This is a genomic window from Thermohalobaculum sediminis (genome assembly GCF_023487995.1).
Lineage (GTDB): Bacteria > Pseudomonadota > Alphaproteobacteria > Rhodobacterales > Rhodobacteraceae > Thermohalobaculum > Thermohalobaculum sediminis.
Genome location: NZ_JAMFKN010000016.1, coordinates 1 through 16,321, shown reverse-complemented (window position 1 = coordinate 16,321; position 16,321 = coordinate 1). Strand labels below are relative to the sequence as shown.

At 67.1% G+C, this 16,321-nt stretch carries 19 protein-coding genes; 14 read left to right on the top strand and 5 right to left on the bottom strand.

Translation table 11 applies throughout. The features are described 5' to 3' along the window. Positions 1-149: 149 nt before the first annotated feature. The 4 genes from M1105_RS19770 to M1105_RS20880 all read left to right on the top strand — a co-directional run bounded on the left by M1105_RS19770 (position 150) and on the right by M1105_RS20880 (position 2,932). On the top strand, positions 150-827 hold the full coding sequence (locus M1105_RS19770) for a ParB/Srx family N-terminal domain-containing protein (protein WP_249582105.1): 678 nt from the start codon (positions 150-152) through the stop codon (positions 825-827). Continuing rightward, complete coding sequence (locus tag M1105_RS19765) at positions 820-1,785, top strand: site-specific DNA-methyltransferase (RefSeq protein WP_249582104.1); 966 nt, start codon at positions 820-822, stop codon at positions 1,783-1,785. Before M1105_RS19770 ends, M1105_RS19765 begins: the two co-directional genes overlap by 8 nt. Beyond that, positions 1,782-2,489 (top strand): pyridoxal-phosphate dependent enzyme, encoded by a 708-nt coding sequence (locus M1105_RS19760; protein WP_249582103.1) that lies wholly within the window; start codon positions 1,782-1,784, stop codon positions 2,487-2,489. Before M1105_RS19765 ends, M1105_RS19760 begins: the two co-directional genes overlap by 4 nt. 62 nt (positions 2,490-2,551) lie before the next feature. Continuing rightward, positions 2,552-2,932, top strand: a complete 381-nt coding sequence (locus tag M1105_RS20880; RefSeq protein WP_249582102.1) for a DUF4160 domain-containing protein — start codon at positions 2,552-2,554, stop codon at positions 2,930-2,932. A 323-nt stretch (positions 2,933-3,255) separates the two neighbouring features. Here the strand turns inward: M1105_RS20880 and M1105_RS19750 are convergent, their stop codons facing one another. After that, positions 3,256-3,591, bottom strand: a complete 336-nt coding sequence (locus M1105_RS19750) for a hypothetical protein (RefSeq protein ID WP_249582101.1) — start codon at positions 3,589-3,591, stop codon at positions 3,256-3,258. After that, the gene (locus tag M1105_RS19745) at positions 3,588-4,307 is read right to left on the bottom strand and encodes a hypothetical protein (protein WP_249582100.1); all 720 of its coding nucleotides are present in this window, start codon (positions 4,305-4,307) and stop codon (positions 3,588-3,590) included. The genes M1105_RS19750 and M1105_RS19745 overlap by 4 nt, the downstream gene beginning before the upstream one ends. Positions 4,308-4,404: 97 nt before the next feature. Between M1105_RS19745 and M1105_RS19740 the strand changes: the two genes are divergently transcribed. The 4 genes from M1105_RS19740 to M1105_RS19725 are packed head-to-tail and all read left to right on the top strand — an operon-like array spanning position 4,405 to position 8,720. Next, a complete protein-coding gene (locus tag M1105_RS19740; protein WP_249582099.1) occupies positions 4,405-5,019 on the top strand; it encodes an elements of external origin in 615 nt (204 codons plus the stop codon). Next, the gene (locus M1105_RS19735; RefSeq protein WP_264759749.1) at positions 5,006-6,991 is read left to right on the top strand and encodes a phage terminase large subunit family protein; all 1,986 of its coding nucleotides are present in this window, start codon (positions 5,006-5,008) and stop codon (positions 6,989-6,991) included. The genes M1105_RS19740 and M1105_RS19735 overlap by 14 nt, the downstream gene beginning before the upstream one ends. Further along, complete coding sequence (locus M1105_RS19730) at positions 6,991-7,200, top strand: phage head-tail joining protein (RefSeq protein WP_249582098.1); 210 nt, start codon at positions 6,991-6,993, stop codon at positions 7,198-7,200. Before M1105_RS19735 ends, M1105_RS19730 begins: the two co-directional genes overlap by 1 nt. Further along, positions 7,200-8,720, top strand: coding sequence for a phage portal protein (locus M1105_RS19725; protein ID WP_249582097.1), 1,521 nt, complete (start codon positions 7,200-7,202; stop codon positions 8,718-8,720). The genes M1105_RS19730 and M1105_RS19725 overlap by 1 nt, the downstream gene beginning before the upstream one ends. A gap of 19 nt (positions 8,721-8,739) precedes the next feature. Here the strand turns inward: M1105_RS19725 and M1105_RS19720 are convergent, their stop codons facing one another. Then, positions 8,740-9,168 carry a hypothetical protein gene (locus M1105_RS19720; protein ID WP_249582096.1) on the bottom strand — a complete coding sequence of 143 codons (429 nt, stop codon included), beginning with the start codon at positions 9,166-9,168 and terminating at the stop codon, positions 8,740-8,742. 508 nt (positions 9,169-9,676) lie between these two features. Between M1105_RS19720 and M1105_RS19715 the strand changes: the two genes are divergently transcribed. From M1105_RS19715 to M1105_RS19705, 3 genes are all read left to right on the top strand, one after another. Beyond that, a complete protein-coding gene (locus M1105_RS19715; RefSeq protein WP_249582095.1) occupies positions 9,677-11,722 on the top strand; it encodes a prohead protease/major capsid protein fusion protein in 2,046 nt (681 codons plus the stop codon). A gap of 85 nt (positions 11,723-11,807) precedes the next feature. Next, positions 11,808-12,158, top strand: coding sequence for a DUF2190 family protein (locus tag M1105_RS19710; protein ID WP_249582094.1), 351 nt, complete (start codon positions 11,808-11,810; stop codon positions 12,156-12,158). Then, on the top strand, positions 12,158-12,472 hold the full coding sequence (locus M1105_RS19705) for a head-tail joining protein (RefSeq protein WP_249582093.1): 315 nt from the start codon (positions 12,158-12,160) through the stop codon (positions 12,470-12,472). Before M1105_RS19710 ends, M1105_RS19705 begins: the two co-directional genes overlap by 1 nt. 23 nt (positions 12,473-12,495) lie before the next feature. Here M1105_RS19705 and M1105_RS19700 read toward each other — a convergent pair whose 3' ends face one another. Continuing rightward, a complete protein-coding gene (locus tag M1105_RS19700) occupies positions 12,496-13,344 on the bottom strand; it encodes a GIY-YIG nuclease family protein (RefSeq protein ID WP_249582092.1) in 849 nt (282 codons plus the stop codon). Between the two features lie 155 nt (positions 13,345-13,499). Here M1105_RS19700 and M1105_RS19695 point away from each other — a divergent pair, with 155 nt between their 5' ends. Then, positions 13,500-14,144 carry a DUF6441 family protein gene (locus M1105_RS19695; protein WP_249582091.1) on the top strand — a complete coding sequence of 215 codons (645 nt, stop codon included), beginning with the start codon at positions 13,500-13,502 and terminating at the stop codon, positions 14,142-14,144. Between the two features lie 25 nt (positions 14,145-14,169). On the opposite strand, the gene M1105_RS19690 is transcribed toward M1105_RS19695, so the two are convergent. Beyond that, a complete protein-coding gene (locus M1105_RS19690; protein WP_249582090.1) occupies positions 14,170-14,580 on the bottom strand; it encodes a hypothetical protein in 411 nt (136 codons plus the stop codon). Between the two features lie 206 nt (positions 14,581-14,786). Between M1105_RS19690 and M1105_RS19685 the strand changes: the two genes are divergently transcribed. Beyond that, a complete protein-coding gene (locus M1105_RS19685) occupies positions 14,787-15,230 on the top strand; it encodes an acyl-CoA transferase (protein ID WP_249582089.1) in 444 nt (147 codons plus the stop codon). 33 nt (positions 15,231-15,263) lie between these two features. After that, the gene (locus M1105_RS19680; RefSeq protein WP_249582088.1) at positions 15,264-16,217 is read left to right on the top strand and encodes a phage tail tube protein; all 954 of its coding nucleotides are present in this window, start codon (positions 15,264-15,266) and stop codon (positions 16,215-16,217) included. The last annotated feature ends 104 nt before the right edge of the window (positions 16,218-16,321 follow it).

Below are 16,321 nucleotides of genomic sequence, written 5' to 3'. Positions count from 1 at the left end.
AAGGTTCTTCCGGGCGGCGGTGGTATGCGGGGGGCAGCGGCGCGTTAATCCGCTAGCGCCAAAGAAAAAATCGGGGTTCGCACCCCGGGGTGCGCACATCCGGGTGCGCGGGTGCGCGGCCGCGTGCGCAGGGGGAGATTGGGGGGAGCATGCAGATCATCGAGATGCCGGTCGGCCGGCTGATCCCCTATGTGCGCAATGCCCGCACCCATTCCGCCGACCAGATCGCCCAGATCGCCGCCTCGATCGCCGAGTTCGGCTTCACCAACCCGATCCTCGTGGGCGAGGATGATGTGATCATCGCCGGCCACGGCAGGCTGATGGCGGCGCAGGATCTCGGGCTCGAGACGGTGCCGGTGATCGTGCTCGATCATCTGACCGAGGCGCAGCGCCGGGCGCTCATCATCGCCGACAACCGCATCGCCGAGAATGCCGGCTGGGACGACGAGCTGCTGCGGTCCGAGTTGGCGGCGCTGCGCGACGATGACTTCGATCTCGACCTGCTCGGCTTCGATGAGGCCGCGCTCGACGAGATCCTGGCAGGCTTTGAAGACCCGGACGGTGCCCCCATCCCGTCCGGCGAGGGAGCCGGGGAGCACGCGGGCCATGTCCCCGCCACCCCGGCTCCCGGCGCCCTGGCCGAGCGCTTCGGCGTGCCGCCCTTCAGCATCCTCGATGCCCGCAAGGGCTGGTGGCAGGACCGCAAGCGCGCCTGGATCGAGATCGGCATCCGCTCCGAGCTCGGCCGTGGCGCCGCGCCCGGCGGCAGTTCCCGCCCGCTCGATCGCGGCTGGAAGGCCGGGCCCATGGAGGGGATCGATGGCTAAGGGCTATGCCCGGACCTTCGGGCAGGATCTGATGCGCGGCGAGCATGTCGTCGGAGGAGAGGCCGGCGCGCCCACGAATGGCGGCGTGCTGATGCCGTCGCATACCTCGGGCGACCCGAGCTTCTACGCGAAGAAGCGGACGAAGGAGGCCGAGCTCGGCCGCGCGCTCTCGACCGAGGAGTTCCTCGCCGAGCATTACGAGGCCTCGGACGCGCCCACGGCGTCGGGCACCTCGATCTTCGATCCGGTGCTCTGCGAGATCGCCTATCGCTGGTTCTGCCCACCAAACGGCATGGTGCTCGATCCCTTCGCCGGCGGCTCGGTCCGCGGCATCATCGCCTCGCGGCTCGGCCGGGGCTATTTCGGCGTCGAGCTGCGGGCCGAGCAGGTCGCGGCGAACGAGGCCCAGCTCGATCTCGCGGGCGATCCGGCGCCGCGCTGGGCCTGCGGCGACAGCCGGAATCTGGGAACCATCGCCGGCGACATCGAAGCTGATCTCGTCTTCAGCTGCCCGCCCTACTGGAACCTCGAGCAGTATTCCGACGACCCCGCCGATCTCTCCGCGATGGGCAGGGAGGCCTTCTTCGATGCCTATGCCCAAATCATCGCGGCGAGCATTGCCAGGTTGCGCGACGATCGCTTCGCGGTCTGGGTGATCGGCGATGTGCGCGACGAGCGCGGCTGCTTCGTCAACCTGCCCGGCCGCACGGTCGAGGCCTTCGAGGCGGCCGGCGCCAGGTTCTACAACGACGCGATCCTCGCGACCGCGGTCGGCTCACTCCCGGTCCGCGCCGGGCGCCAGTTCGTCGCCTCGCGTAAGCTCGGCCGCACCCATCAGAACGTCATGGTGTTCGTGAAGGGCGATCCCAAACGCGCGACCGAGGCCTGCGGGCCGGTGGAGTTCGGCGAGATCGAGGGCGCGCAGGACGATCACGATGAGGAAGGGCTGCAGGAATGACGACCGCCCCGACCGTCGAGATGCATCGCGGCATCATGGTGGTGCGGGACGATCTCTTCCCCGGCGGCACCAAGGCCCGCTATATCGGCCGGGTGTTCGAGGGCGCCGACGAGGCGGTCTATGCGAGCCCGGCCGAGGGTGGCGCGCAAACCGCGCTTGCGACAGTCGCCCGGCGCCTGGGCAAGCAGGCCACCATCTTCGTGGCCCAGCGCGCGAGACCTCATCCGCGCACGCTCGAAGCGGCGCGCTTCGGCGCAAAGATCGTTCCGGTCGCGCCCGGCTATCTCTCCGTGGTCCAGTCCCGCGCGCGGGAGTATTGCCGGAACACCGGCGCGCGCCTAATTCCCTTCGGCGCCGAAATCCCGGGCGCCATCGAGGCGATCGCGGCAGCGGCCCGGGCCACCGGGCTCGAACCGGCGGAGGTCTGGTGCGCCGCCGGGTCGGGTGTGCTCGCCCGCGGACTCGCGGCTGCCTGGCCGAAGGTGCGGCGCCATGTCGTGCAGGTCGGGCGTGATCTCAGCCCTCACGATATCGCGGGCGCGAGCATCCACCGCTATCCGCTCGCTTTCGGCAAGACGGCGCTGCTCACGCCGCCGTTCCCGAGCGATCCGCATTACGACGCGAAGGCGTGGGAGACCTGCCTCGCAAAGCATCGCCCGGGCGGCGTGCTGTTCTGGAACGTGGCGCCGCTGGCCATGCCTTGAAACACGCGCGCATCTTGGGCCACTCTACAAGCGGAGATTTTCTGCGGATAGAGGATTTGATCGTGGCGCAAAGTGAAATTGACTTCGCGGAAGAAGCCGAAGCGTTACAAGACAGCCTTGCCTTAATCGATCTGTTATCACACCCAAGTTCTTCGAATGCAGCTACGCTTGTGATCAAGAAACTTGAGAGATTGCGGGTAAGGATGGACGGAACGAAAAACCACGGCCGACCACATGTTCACATTGACTACGGAAAGCAACTTCACTTCGCCTCGTATGCCATCGACACCGGGGAGCGTTTGGCCGGAAACCTCAAGACGGCATACGACAAGACCGTAAGAGAGTGGATCAACAAGAACCGGCAAAAGTTGGTAGTGGCTTGGGAAGCGATCCAAGGGGGCACAATACCGGAGAACACCCTTGCCGAATTGAAGGCGGGGTAGCCGCCCGAATTCAGACCCCAATGCACATATCCCCGAGTGCCAGCCGCTCGAAGGCGCCCATCAACGGTGGATCAAAACCCGGATCGAGCCTTGCCGGCCCGGAGCCATGCTCGCGGCCCCGCGTGCCGATTCCCGGAGCTGCTTACCAAATCAGAGAGACGAGCGCCCAGACGGAGGCGCCGGTGGCGACGAAGCAAATCGTCCAAGCCACGAGGCCGCTCACGAACTTCTCAACGCGCGAGGGCCGGTCCCAGCCCTCATTCGGATCGACGCCGCACTCCGCCTTCTCGTATCCGCTCGCCATCCCGGTCCCCGCCCCCCCGTCAATGCAGCATATCAAGAAGACCGAGACGCATGAACGCCTCGGCCAGTTCCGGCCTGAGACCGGGATCGATCCTGGCCGGGCCATAGCCCTTCTCGCGGTTCCAGCGGTCGAGCTCGCGGAGCACTGCTGCGAACTCGGCATCGGTCTCGCAGATCTGCCGGGTCACATCGCCCTCGGCGTAATTGACGATCATGCGCTCGGCCGGCGAGGCCCATGTGCCGAACCATGCCGCGTCCTGCGCGGTGTCGACCTGCGCCCAGCCCTTCGACGGGGCGCAGAGATCAAAATCGTAGCGATAGCGATCGCCGGGCTCGAAGCTGCGCAGCACCTTCATGCCGCGGCCTCCGCCCGCACCTCGAGGGCGATGACGCAGAGATCGCGATAGCGCGCCATCGCCCGCGGGCTCGAAGAGACCGGGTTGATCTCGAAGGCGCGCAGGCCCGCGATGTCGCCGGCGGCGGCGAGATCAACCAGCTTGGCGAGCTTGCCCCGGAACCGGGCATGCGTCGCCGCGCTGAAGTCAGGCGGGGCGGGCAGGAGGCCCTTGTGCGCCTCGGCCTCGAGCCGATCGTAGTCGGTGCGCTGCCGGCGCGGCGCCTCGGACCTCAATGCCGGCGCGGGCTTCGCCCTGGCACTGGGCGCAGGGGCGGACTCGGTCGCCGCCGCCTTCGGCCCGGTGTCGCGCCAGACATAGCCGTCGGCGGTCTTCGTCACCGCGATCCGCTCGGCCGGGATGCCGGCGCGCTCGGCGGCGCGGCATGCGTTGAACTTCTTCGAATAGGTCTGCACGGGGTTCGTCTCCATCGCTTCAAGGGTTGCCGGAGTGACGAGGGCCGAGCGGCCCTCGGCGGTCAGCGCGTAGATCATCGCCCGCTTGCCGTTGCCCGCCTCAGCCTCGAGCCTGGCGGCGGCGGTGCGGGCTTCATCGAGGCTCGCGGCCTCGGCCTTGGCGTAGACGCCCTGGCCCCGGAAAAGCGCGATCTCGAAGCGCTCGGCCGCCGCGATGATGCGGGCGGCGGCGTGGTCAGCGGGATGGACCTTCGGGGCCATGGGCGGTGCTCCTGCGTGCTGATCGTGGTCGCACTCAGGCTCGAGCGCCGGCACGGAGCAACTCCTAAGTCACTCGTACCGGGATGTTTTTGGATCGATGGGGCTCTCACGGCGGGCATATGCGGCACACCGCGGCTGCAGCGAAAGCGCGGTCCGCAAGGCGATCGCCACCGGGCGGATCGCGACCGAGCCGGACGGCACGATCGACCCCGCGCGGGCCGATGCGATGTGGGACGCCCGGACCGATCCGGCGCAGCAGCGCGGAATGCACGCGCGGGCGACGGCCGCAGCAACGGCCTCGGCCACCTCGTCGGCGAAGGCGGCGCTCGGCAAACCGGTGCCGCTGACGGCGCTCGATGCGGTGAAGGAGACGCTGCGCGAGGCCGGGTCTGAAGCGAGCGCCGGCGACGATGCCGGGGGCGAGGTCTCCTTCGTCCGCGCCCGCATGGCGAACGAGGTGCTGAAGGCTCAGACCGCCAAGGTCCGGCTGCAGAAGATGCGGGGCGAGGTCGTCGACCGCGCCCGGGCAACCGCGATGGTGTTCGACCTCGCCCGACGTGAGAGGGACGCCTGGCTCAACTGGCCGCCCCGCGTCGCGGCGATGATCGCGGCCGAGCTCGGCGTCGAGGCGCACCGCATGGAGACCGTGCTGGACCGCCACATCCGGGCCCATCTCGGCGAGCTCGCGGAGGTTAAGGTTGAGCTCCGCTGAGGCCTTCGAGGGCGCGGCTGATATCCGGCGCGCCTGGGCCCGTGGCCTCGCGCCCGATCCGGCGCTGACGGTCTCCGAATGGGCCGACCGGCACCGGGTGCTCTCGTCCCGCGCCGCCTCGGAGGCCGGGCCCTACCGCACCAACCGGACGCCCTATATGCGCGCCATCATGGACGCGCTCTCGCCGGCGAGCCCGGTGCAGCGGGTCGTGTTCATGAAGTCCGCGCAGGTCGGCGCGACGGAAGCCGGGAACAACTGGATCGGCTTCTGCATGCACCGCGCGCCGGGTCCCTTCCTCGCGGTGCAGCCGACCGTCGATCTCGCCAAGCGCCTCTCGCAGCAGCGCATCGAGCCGCTGATCGAGGAGAGCCCGGATCTGCGGGAACTGGTGCTGCCCGCGCGCTCGCGCGATGCCGGCAACACGGTGCTCGCCAAGCGCTTCCCCGGCGGCCAGTTGATCCTCACCGGCGCCAACTCGGCGGTGGGCCTGCGCTCGATGCCAGCGCGCTGGCTCTTCCTCGACGAGGTCGATGCCTATCCCGGCGACCTCGATGGTGAGGGCGATCCGATCGCGCTCGCCGAGGCCCGCACCGACTCGTTCGGCCATCGGCGCAAGATCTTCGTCGTCTCGACGCCCACGCTGAAGGGGCTGAGCCGCATCGAGCGGGAGTTCGACTTGTCCGACCAGCAACGCTACCACGTGCCCTGCCCGCATTGCGGCGCACTCCAATGGCTGAAGTTCGAGCGGCTGCGCTGGAAGCCCGGAAGGCCCGACACCGCCGCCTATCTCTGCGAGCATTGCGACGAGCCGATCGCGGAGCGCCACAAGACCTGGATGATGGCCGAGGCGAGCGGGGCCTGCTGGATGGCGACCGCGGAACCCGCGCGCGCCGAGGAGGCCCGCCGCGGCGGGCTCGCCGGCTTCCACATCAACGGGCTCTACTCGCCGCTCGGCTGGCTCAGCTGGGAGGAGATCGCCCGGCGCTGGGAGCAGGCGCAGGGCAATGACGCGGCGCTGAAGACGATCAAGAACACCGTGCTCGGCGAGACCTGGCAGGAGCGGGGCGAGGCGCCCGACTGGCAGCGGCTCTATGAGCGGCGCGAGGACTGGCATCTGGGCCACGCCCCCGCGGGCGTGCTGATCCTGACCGCGGGCGCGGATGTGCAGCGCGACCGGATCGAGATCGATGTCTGGGGCTGGGGGCGGAACCTCGAATCCTGGCTGGTCGATCACGTCGTGCTCGAGGGCGACACTGCCCGGCCGGAGATCTGGGCCAAGCTCACGGAGTTCCTGTGCGCAACATGGCCGCACGCCTCGGGCGTCAGCATGGCGCTCGCGCGCCTTGCCATCGACTCGGGCGACGGCGCCACGACGGACGCGGTCTATGCCTGGGCGCGGAGCGCGGGCGCGGGGCAGGTCGTGCCGATCAAGGGCATGGGCGGCTTCGACCGCGCGACGCCCTTGGACGGCCCGACCTTCGTCGAGGCAACCGAGGGCGGGCGCAAGATCAGGCGCGGCGTGCGGCTCTGGAAGGTCTCGGTCTCGGTCTTCAAGTCGGAGACCTACCGCTTCCTGCGGCTCTCGGCCCCGACTGAGGAAGAGAGGGCCGAGGGTGCCGGCTGGCCGGGCGGCTTCATCCATCTGCCGAAGGGCACGACAGCGGAGTGGCTGAAGCAGCTCACGGCCGAGCAGCTGATGACGGTGCGCACCCGGCAGGGCTTCCAGAAGCTCGAATGGCAGCAGATGCGCGAGCGGAACGAAGCGCTCGACGCCCGGGTCTATGCCCGCGCCGCCGCCTGGCTGATCGGCCTCGACCGCTGGGACGAGCGGCGCTGGGCGGAACTGGAAGAGCAGATCGCCATCGGCCGCAGGGACGCGCCGCCGGCGGGACAACCGAACCGACCGACGACGATCCAGCCGGCGCGCCGCCCGGCCGACTGGCTCGGGACACCGAAGGGGAACTGGTTCTGATGGCCTTCACCGATGCCGAACTCGCGGCGCTGAAGCGCGCCTTCGCCAGCGGCACGCTGCGCGTGAGCTACGAGGGCAAGACCGTCGAATACGGCAATGCCGAGGATCTGCTGCGCCGCATCCGCGTCATCGAGGGCGAGATCGCGGCTGGGCGCGGCAAGGCCCTGCCGGTCGCGGGCTTCGCCGGCTTCCGTCGCGGGGACCGCTGATGGCCGACACCAACAATAATGATGTGCGCTTCGGTGCCCTCGACCGGGCGCTGGCGCTGGTCGCGCCCCGCGCCGCGGCGAAGCGTTATGCCGCCCGGGTGGCCCTCGGCAACCTGCGCCGCACGTATGATGCGGCACAGAAGGGACGGCGCCTGGAGGGCTGGCGCACCGCCGGCACCGCGGCCGACGCCGAGATCGCCGCTGCGGGCGGGCTCCTGCGCGACCGCATGCGCGATCTCGTGCGCAACAACCCGCTCGCCGCCCGCGCGGTCTCGGTGCTGGTCAATAACCTCGTGGGCTCCGGCATCCGGCCGCGAGCGGCGAGCGCCGATCTGAAGCTCAACGAGACGGTAGACCGGCTCTGGGCGCGCTGGGCCGAGCACTGTGATGCCGACGGCCACACCGACTTCCACGGGCTGACCGTCCTCGCCGTGCGCGAGATGATCGAGGGCGGCGAGGTCTTCGCGATCCGCCGCCGCCGGCGCATGGCCGACGCCCTGCCGGTGCCGCTGCAGATCGAGCTCAAGGAGGCCGATCATCTCGATGCCGCCCGCTTCGGCGAGACGCCGGGCGGCGGGCGCATCGCCCAGGGCATCGAATACGACCGCGAGGGACGGCGGCGCGCCTACTGGCTGTTCCCTGATCATCCGGGCGACCGGTCGCCCATCTTCGGCCGTCGCATGGAGGCGGTGCGGGTCGAGGCTTCGGGCGTCGCCCATCTCTATGAGCGCCAGCGCGTGCAGAGCCGCGGCGTGCCCTGGGGCACGCCGGCGATCCGGGCGCTCCGCGATGTCGATGACTGGCAGAACGCGGAGCTCGTGCGGAAGAAGACCGAGGCCTGCCTCGTCGGCATCGTGTTCGGCGCCGAGGAGGATCAGCAGGCGATCGCGCCGGTCATTCAGGACGGCGAGGGCAACCGGGTCGAGCAGTTCGAGCCGGGGCTCATCGCCTATGCCCGCGGCGGCAAGGACATCAAGTTCAACCAGCCGGCCACCACATCCGGCGTCTATGAGTGGCACAGGGTGCAGCTCCACATCATCGCGGCCGGCTTCCGGGTGCCCTACGAGCTGATGACCGGGGATCTCTCGCAGGTCAATTTCTCTTCGATCCGGGCGGGGTTGAACGAGTTCCGCCGGATGATCGACGCGATGCAGTGGCAAATCGTGATCCCGGGCTTCTGCGCGCCCATCTGGCGCTGGTTCGTCGACGCGGCCTTCACCGCCGGGCTCATTCCGACCGCCGAAGTGCCGGTCGAATGGGCGCCGCCGAGCTTCGAGAGCGTGAGCCCGCTGCAGGACGCCCAGACCGACCTCCTCGAGACCCGGGCGGGCTTCGCCACCCTGCCGCAGCAGATCGCCAAGCGCGGCTACGACCCGAAGAAGGTGCTCGCCGAATACGCCGAGTTCCTTGCGCTGGCCGACAGCCTCGGGCTCGTGCTCGACTCCGATCCCCGCCGGGTCAGCCAGGCGGGGCTCACCCAGCCTCGGTCTGCAGACGAAATGCGATCAGGAAGCGAGTAGGTGGCCCTCATTTACGCGATCATTGAAATCGACGAGCAAAAGTTCGAGCATATAGACCGATCTCCTGAGCATAATCCTCTGCATGAAGATCAGCAACTCCAGCAGTATTGAGGATGCCAGCTATCTCCCGCTCTCCCACCAAGCTTGAAACCTCGTCTGTTTCATGTCGAGCGTATGGAAAAAGGGAAGCAGAAATAGCCCCCAAGTAGGCCCATGAAACTGTTCTTTGCCGGATATTTCCTTCTAAAACTATCATAGTATCTCTATCCGGTGCAAAATTTGATCGCCATCTAGCTAAAAATATCTGATGCTCTCGAAGCAACCCGGAAACCCGCTTAACAACATCATCATAGTCGGATAACTCAATGATATCTCGAAGAACAGAAACAACGCCATCAGAAAGCGTTAACTGATCCAATGAAATTCTTTCAAACTCATCAATTCCCAACGAATCCTCATATTCTTTAAATCTGAAAGAGTACCGAATTCCATAATTACACACATCGCATAGTCTTGATAGCGCGTTTGGAAGGAATGCTCGCGCAGATTCCAACTTTTTCTCCCTCGCCCTCCTCTCACTTTCCCTTTGATTTTCAATCGTAGCGAACACCCCCACCAGAGCAAGCGCAGCAGCAATGAGACTCAAGAGCGCAGTTATAATAAACGTGTAAAATTACACCAAACGATCATGCATTCCAGAATCAATTATCCAAGTAACAATAATGCCCACCACAAATCCAAAAAAAATACCAAACGGCGTGTTTCTTAATATTCCACGAATAAAGCGATCAGAGCGCGGAGTGTGCACAGCGCAATCCCTATGTCAAACAGACTCGGACACTAACCTCCAATGCCCCCGAGCATCAGTCAAGACTGCCTCCATATCAACACCAATACCCCGATTGGCATAAGCCACCTGGAGCCATATCAACACCTTAACCCACGGATTATGCTCAATGCCGAGAGACCGTATCGACCTGCCCGTGCTGGAGCGGGCGGCAAGCTTACGCGCGGAGAGCGCGGACCCGGAATCCCGCAGGATCGAGGTGGTCTGGACCAGCGGCGCGACCGTGCGCCGGCGGCGCTTCTTCGACGATGATTTCGACGAGGAACTCGTGGTCGGACCCGGTACCGTGCGCATCGACCGGCTGAACCGCGGCGCGCCCTTCCTCAATTCCCACGATAGCCGCCGGCTCGACGCCATACTCGGTGTCGTGGTGGAAGGCTCGGTGCGGATCGAGGACGGCCGCGGCACGGCGCTCATTCGCTTCAGCGACCGGGCCGAGGTCGAGCCCGTCTGGCGCGATATCCAGGCCGGCATTATCCGCAACGTCTCGGTCGGCTACCGCGTCCATCGCTTCGAGATCGAGAAGCGCGACGGCGCGCCCGAGCTCTGGCGCGCCGTCGACTGGGAGCCGATGGAGATTTCCGCCGTCGCGATCGGCGCCGATCCCGGCGCCCGGGTCCGGGCCGAGGAACCCGGGCCCGAGCTTCATCCCTGCACCCTGATCCGGTGCGAGAGCCCCGCCGCGCAACGAGCGGCCCAACCCACGAGGACCACCATGCCGAACGACACCCCGGCCGGGGCGCGTGCCGATGCGCCCGCACATGCCGATGCCCAGACCACGGAGACCCGCACCGCCGCTGCCGCCCCGGCGCCCACTCCGGCGCCGCAGGCGCCCTCGGCCGAGGAAATCCGGGCCGAGGAGCGCCGCCGCACGGCCGAGATCACCAACCTCTGCCAGCGCCACGGCCTCGACGCTGCCTTCTCCGCCGACCTGATCGGACGCGGCGTCGCGCTCGACGACGCGCGGGCCGCGATCCTCGACCGCCTCGCCGAGCAGGATAGTGCGGCCGGCCGGCGGTCAGAGCCGATCGCGGCGACGGCCCGCGGCGGCATGGAGAGCGAGGCCGCCTATCGCGATGCGGTGACCGAGGCGCTGCTTCATCGTCATGCGCCGGGCGCCTATCCACTCCCTGACCGGGCGCGGGAGTTCCGCGGCATGTCGCTGATCGAGCTTGCCAAGGACGCGCTCGACCGCCGCGGCACCCGCACCCGCGGCATGTCGAAGCTCGAAGCCGCCTCGGCCGCGCTCGCGATGCGCTCGGGCGCGGGCTATCATTCGACCAGCGACTTCCCGGCGATCCTCGCCAATGTCGCGAACAAGACGCTGCGCGATGCCTACGCCTCGACGCCCCGGACCTTCACCGCCTGGGCCCGGCGCGCGACCATCGCCGACTTCAAGCCGGTGCAGCGGACCCAGCTCGGCGGTGCACCGGATCTCCACAAGGTGCTCGAATCGGGCGAGTTCACCTATGGCACGATTGGCGAGGTGAAGGAGGTCTATGCCCTCGCGACCTATGGCCGGATTGTCGGCATCACCCGCCAGACGCTGATCAATGACGATCTCGACGCCTTCACCCGCATCCCCGCGGCCTTCGGCGCCTCGGCGGCCGATCTCGAATCCGACATCGTCTATGCGATCCTGAAGCAGAACCCGGCGATGGGCGACGGCACCGCGCTCTTCGATGCCGCCCATGGCAATGTCGGCACCGCCTCCGCGATCACCGAGGCGGCGCTCGCCGAGGCCTACCGGCTGTTCGGCAAGCAGAGGGGCATCGAGGAGCGCCTCGTCTCGATCCTGCCGCGCTTCCTGCTCGTGCCGCCGGGCCGCCGCTCGGTCGAGGCGCGCAAGCAGGTGACGGCGACAACCCCCGGCAGCACGGCGGAGGTCAACACCTTCGCCGGGCGGCTCGACGTCGTGGAGGAGCCGCGGCTGATCCCCGAGACGGGCGAAGACCCCTGGTTCCTCGCCGCTGACCCTGCCCGCATCGACACGATCGAGTACGCCTATCTCGAGGGCCAGCAGGGGGTCCACACCGAGACTCGGATGGGCTTCGAGGTCGACGGCATCGAGATCAAGGCCCGCCACGACTTCGCTTCCAAGGCCATCGATTGGCGCGGGCTCTATCGCAACGCCGGCGCCGCAGCGGCGGCCTGACGCGTCCAGCACTGATCCCAACCCACTGACAGGCGCGGCCTTCCGGCCGCGCCTTCGTCATTCTTTCCCCCCTCAGGAGACCCCCATGAAGAATTTCGTCGCATTGGGCGACCGGCTCACCATCACCGCGCCAGCTTCCATCACCGCCGGCGCGGGCGTGCTCGTCGGCACGCTCTTCGGCGTGGCCGAGGGTACCGCCACCGCCGGCGCCGAGGTGGTGCTCAAGCTCTCGGGCGTGTTCGATCTGCCGAAGACGCCTTCCGAGGCCTGGACGGTTGGCGCCGCCGTCCACTGGGACGCGACCGAGCAGCGATGCACAACGGTCGCCCTCGGCAACCGCCTGATCGGCGCCGCGGTGCTCGATGTTGGCGGCACGCCGCTCGAGACCGTCGGGCGGGTCCGGCTCAATGCCTGCTTCGGTATTCCGGTCGCCTGATGACCGCCTTCGCCGCCGCGATCGACGTGCTATTCGCCGATCCGAACCTCGCCCTACCAGCGCTCTGGCACGCGGGCGGCGCCGGTCCCGGCCAGCCGATTCAGATCATCCGCCAGAGCCCGGATCGCATCACGGGCTTCGGCGAGAGCCGGTTCGTGTCGGGCTCGGCCGTTTTCCAGATCCGCATGGCGGAGGCGCCAACCCTCGCGAGCGGCGATTTGATCGAGGTCGCCGGCGAGGCCTTCACCGTGATCGGCGAGCCGCTGCGCGACGGCGAACGGCTCGTCTGGACGGCGGAAGCGCGTGCATCGTGAGCGTGGCGACCTCGCCCCGCGCTTCAGTTCGCGTTCAGCCCATGCGCGCGGGAGCCGAGCTTCACCTTCCAGGCACCTTCCCTCGCGATGATGTCTTCAGCCGACATGTCGGGCGAGGCGACCTCGAGGATGCTGATCGAGAAGTTGGTCCGCTCGCGCGCCATCAGCAGCCGATTTCCGCCATGGCCGTTGGCCGAATAGGCGAGCCAACGCCCCCAGAAGCCATCCTCGCCGTAGGCCGAGCCGACATACTGCTCGCCGTTGACAGGGCAAACGAGCAGGTAGACGCCTTGAACCGAGCGAAGCGCGCCCTGCCAGGACACGGGCAGGGCCGCGATCTCATCGAGCGTGGTCGCGAAGGCCGCAAAGCCCGGGAAAGCCGGCTCCATGGCATCGCGGCGGAGCTCAACGACCTCCTTCCGCCGTGTCGCCGCCCATTGCGACCAGCTGCGCGCAGAAGCTCCCCACCGGATCAGCACCCGGTCTCGCAGATCCTCGAACTGAGAAAGAGGCGTGATGTCATAGACGATCGTTTCAGGGGTGGGGAGGAAGCAGCGGTCGCGATCGCAATGGAGCGGCGCGGGTCTCGATCCATCACCGAACCGCCACGAGTCCCCAACGGCAAATGCGCCGACGAAGAGCGCGCTCTGGTCCCCGCCAGGGAGACCGGGCCCCGGGATGAACTGAAACGCGGTCTTCGCCCCGCTGAATGGGTCGAGCTTGGCGGCCTGATAGGTGATCGCATGCAGGAAGAGAGGCCACCCCACGCGGTACTCGGCCGCGATCGCCGGGCTGTGCCGAACGAGGCGCGCCGTCTTCGGATCGACGCCCCGCTTCTCGATGATCTCCGTAAAGTCGAGGATCGTCGTCATGGTCTCCGGCGCGGGTCTGCTGCAGGACATGTTCCGGCGCACTATCGCCTGCAGGGGTCACAGATTGCCAGCGCGACGATCGGCGGGCGCCGCACAGAAGGTGACCGCAGGCGCGCCCGACCGCATTTCTCGCGCGCTGCGTTGGCATCGATCCCATGAAGATCACCGCCGATCTCGACGGCGATCTCGACGCCTGGATCGCCGAGGAATTGGCCGCGGCCGAACGCGCCGTCACCAGCGGCGTCAGGGCGGCCGCGCGCGGGCTCAGGGATCGTTGGCGCGGCCAGATCGCCCAAGCGGGCCTCGGGCCGCGCCTCGCGCGCACGATCCGTCAGCGGGATTTCCCGGCGGATGAGCCGTCGCTCCGCGCGGCCTCGCTCGTCTATTCCCGCGCGCCGAAGGTGGTCGACGCCTTCGACCGGGGCGTCACGATCCGCTCGCAGCACGGCTTCTTCCTCGCGATCCCGACGCCGGCAGCCGGGACGAAGGGCCTCGGCGGCAAGGGGATCACCCCGGGCGGCTGGGAACGGCGCACCGGGTTCCGGCTGCGCTTCGTCTACCGCCGCCGCGGCCCGAGCCTGCTCGTCGCCGACGATGCGCGGGTGTCGAAGGCAGGCCGGGCGCTGGCGAAGCGCGGGCGGCGGAGGCGGGACGGGATACTCAAGGGTGCGCAGACCGTGGTGGTGTTCATCCTGCTGCCGCAGATTTCATTGTACAAACGGCTTGACCTCAGTCGAGACACCAAATTGGCAGAAAATGAAATCCTGAAATTTATACGAAATGCTTGGGATCTATCCTGACCTATTTATATAAAATAACATCTTTCTAATTCCTTACGACACAATCAGAGTCAGTGAACGGAGTCAAGACATCAGCCAAGTATTGACCGTCAATAGAAACATATCCAACGGCCGCAACACTTGATAACCATTTTGTCTTCATGATTATAACCTCCAAGGAATCATGAAATTTCCCGCCCGGGAAGCGGAGATTGACCTTCTGACCATTATCGTGCGGCCGTACGTTTGCTACATGCCCATCGAGATCACCTAGCTCGCTAGTTATCTTTGCACGATTGATCCCCGCATCAGGATCGAAATCCCACTCGACCTCCCGCCCCACCGTGAGAGCAACGATCCCATCGAGCTGGCACAGGCCGAGGCTCACCCCAGCAACCGAATATCCCGGAATGAGAGTCATCGACAACGTTAACGCGATTGCAGATTTCTTAAACATCACAAGCCTTTCTGGAGGGTGAGTTGGTCTCATCGGTTATGAAGAGAAACCACCTGGAACGGCGCGTTTGGAGCAACGGTCGCCATGCAGAATTACCGGAGATGGCGAAGTGCTAACCCGACTTCTCGATAACCTCAAGGACAAGAACGACCCCGCAATAACCCCAACATCGATCGATACCGGAGACCAAGGAAGGTGACAGTCAAATGCCCAACTGGACCACCGCCGAGAGCGCGCTCTCGGCGCTTTTCGCCGCGCTCAGCGCCACCCTCCCGCCCGGCGCGAAGCTCTTGCGCAATGCGATCCTGCCCGAACGCATCCCGCCTGAGGGCGTGGCGATCCTGCGCGACGGCGATCCGGGCGAGCCGGAGATCCTGCTCTCGCCGCTGCGTTTCCTCTATGAGCACCGGGCAGAGATCGACATCGCCGTCGAGGCGGCGAATGCCGCTTATCGCGACGCTGCCTTCGACGCCCTGAAGCGCGCGATCGGCGCGGCGCTCGCGGCCGACCGCACGCTCGGCGGGCGCTGCGACTATGTGCTGGGCGAGGCGCCGGCGCCCGTGGGCCTGCCCATAGAAGGCGCCGAGGGGCTGAAGGCCGCGACGCTCGGGATCGTGCTGACCTACGAGACGGCCGACCCGCTGCTCTGACCGACCCCTTCTTCCAACATCGAGAGGACCGACATGGCACGCGCACAAGGCGCGCGGGCGCAGATGGCGCTCGCCTTCGAGACCACTTACGGCACGCCGCCCGCGAGCGGCTTCTGGCGAATGCCCTTCGCCCAGGCCAATCTCGGGGCCGAGCAGCCGCTCCTCGCCTCCGAGCTCCTCGGCTATGGCCGCGATCCGGTGGCGCCGATCGGCGATGCCATCACCAGCGACGGCGACGTGACCGTACCGATCGATGCGCGCTTCTGGGGCGTGTGGCTCAAGGGCGCCTTCGGCGCGCCGACCACGACCGGCACCGGGCCTTATAGCCACGAGTTCCGTTCGGGCGGCTGGACCCTGCCCTCGATAGCGATCGAGATCGGCATGCCGGAGGTGCCACATTACGCGATGAACGCGGGCTGCGTCGTCAACCAGATCAGCTGGACCATGCAGCGCGCCGGCCTGATCACCGCCACCGTCGGGCTGATCGGCCAGGGCGAGACGATCGGCACCGCCTCTTCTGCCGGAACGCTCGCCGCGCTCGATCTCGCCCGCTTCGGCGCCTTCCACGGCACGATCCGCCGCGCGGGCGTCCCTCTCGGCAACGTGGTCTCGGCGCAGATCACCTATGCCAATAATCTCGACCGGATCGAGACGATCCGTGCCGACGGCATGATCGACGGCGCCGATCCCTCGCTCGCCGCGCTCACCGGCACGATCGAGGTGCGCTTCGCCGATCATGTCCTCCTCGATCAGGCGCTTGCGGGCGAGCCCGCCGAGCTCGAGTTCGGCTTCACGGCCGGCCCAGACCTCGCCTTCACGCTGACGGCGCATGCAGTCTATCTGCCGACGCCCCGGCTCGCGCTGCAGGGCCCAGGCGGCGTGCAGGCGAGCTTTGCCTGGCAGGCGGCCCAGGATGCCGGGCTCGGCCGCATGGCGACCGTCACCCTCGTCAACGACCTTCCGACCTACGACAACCCCGTCATCTGAGAGGACACCCATGATCCGCCTCGATCTTGAGCAGCCCAACTTGATTGGTCCACGGTGATTGTTAGTTCATGGTCGGCCTTCGGTCCATCCGGACGATGCTTTCC

Bases quoted from the DNA above. Each gene is read 5' to 3' on its own strand.
- M1105_RS19770 (WP_249582105.1), top strand. From the start codon at position 150: ATGCAGATCATCGAGATGCCGGTCGGCCGGCTGATCCCCTATGTGCGC.
- M1105_RS19765 (WP_249582104.1), top strand. From the start codon at position 820: ATGGCTAAGGGCTATGCCCGGACCTTCGGGCAGGATCTGATGCGCGGC.
- M1105_RS19760 (WP_249582103.1), top strand. From the start codon at position 1,782: ATGACGACCGCCCCGACCGTCGAGATGCATCGCGGCATCATGGTGGTG.
- M1105_RS19750 (WP_249582101.1), bottom strand. From the start codon at position 3,591: ATGAAGGTGCTGCGCAGCTTCGAGCCCGGCGATCGCTATCGCTACGAT.
- M1105_RS19745 (WP_249582100.1), bottom strand. From the start codon at position 4,307: ATGGCCCCGAAGGTCCATCCCGCTGACCACGCCGCCGCCCGCATCATC.
- M1105_RS19740 (WP_249582099.1), top strand. From the start codon at position 4,405: ATGGGGCTCTCACGGCGGGCATATGCGGCACACCGCGGCTGCAGCGAA.
- M1105_RS19730 (WP_249582098.1), top strand. From the start codon at position 6,991: ATGGCCTTCACCGATGCCGAACTCGCGGCGCTGAAGCGCGCCTTCGCC.
- M1105_RS19725 (WP_249582097.1), top strand. From the start codon at position 7,200: ATGGCCGACACCAACAATAATGATGTGCGCTTCGGTGCCCTCGACCGG.
- M1105_RS19715 (WP_249582095.1), top strand. From the start codon at position 9,677: ATGCCGAGAGACCGTATCGACCTGCCCGTGCTGGAGCGGGCGGCAAGC.
- M1105_RS19710 (WP_249582094.1), top strand. From the start codon at position 11,808: ATGAAGAATTTCGTCGCATTGGGCGACCGGCTCACCATCACCGCGCCA.
- M1105_RS19705 (WP_249582093.1), top strand. From the start codon at position 12,158: ATGACCGCCTTCGCCGCCGCGATCGACGTGCTATTCGCCGATCCGAAC.
- M1105_RS19700 (WP_249582092.1), bottom strand. From the start codon at position 13,344: ATGACGACGATCCTCGACTTTACGGAGATCATCGAGAAGCGGGGCGTC.
- M1105_RS19695 (WP_249582091.1), top strand. From the start codon at position 13,500: ATGAAGATCACCGCCGATCTCGACGGCGATCTCGACGCCTGGATCGCC.
- M1105_RS19690 (WP_249582090.1), bottom strand. From the start codon at position 14,580: ATGTTTAAGAAATCTGCAATCGCGTTAACGTTGTCGATGACTCTCATT.
- M1105_RS19685 (WP_249582089.1), top strand. From the start codon at position 14,787: ATGCCCAACTGGACCACCGCCGAGAGCGCGCTCTCGGCGCTTTTCGCC.
- M1105_RS19680 (WP_249582088.1), top strand. From the start codon at position 15,264: ATGGCACGCGCACAAGGCGCGCGGGCGCAGATGGCGCTCGCCTTCGAG.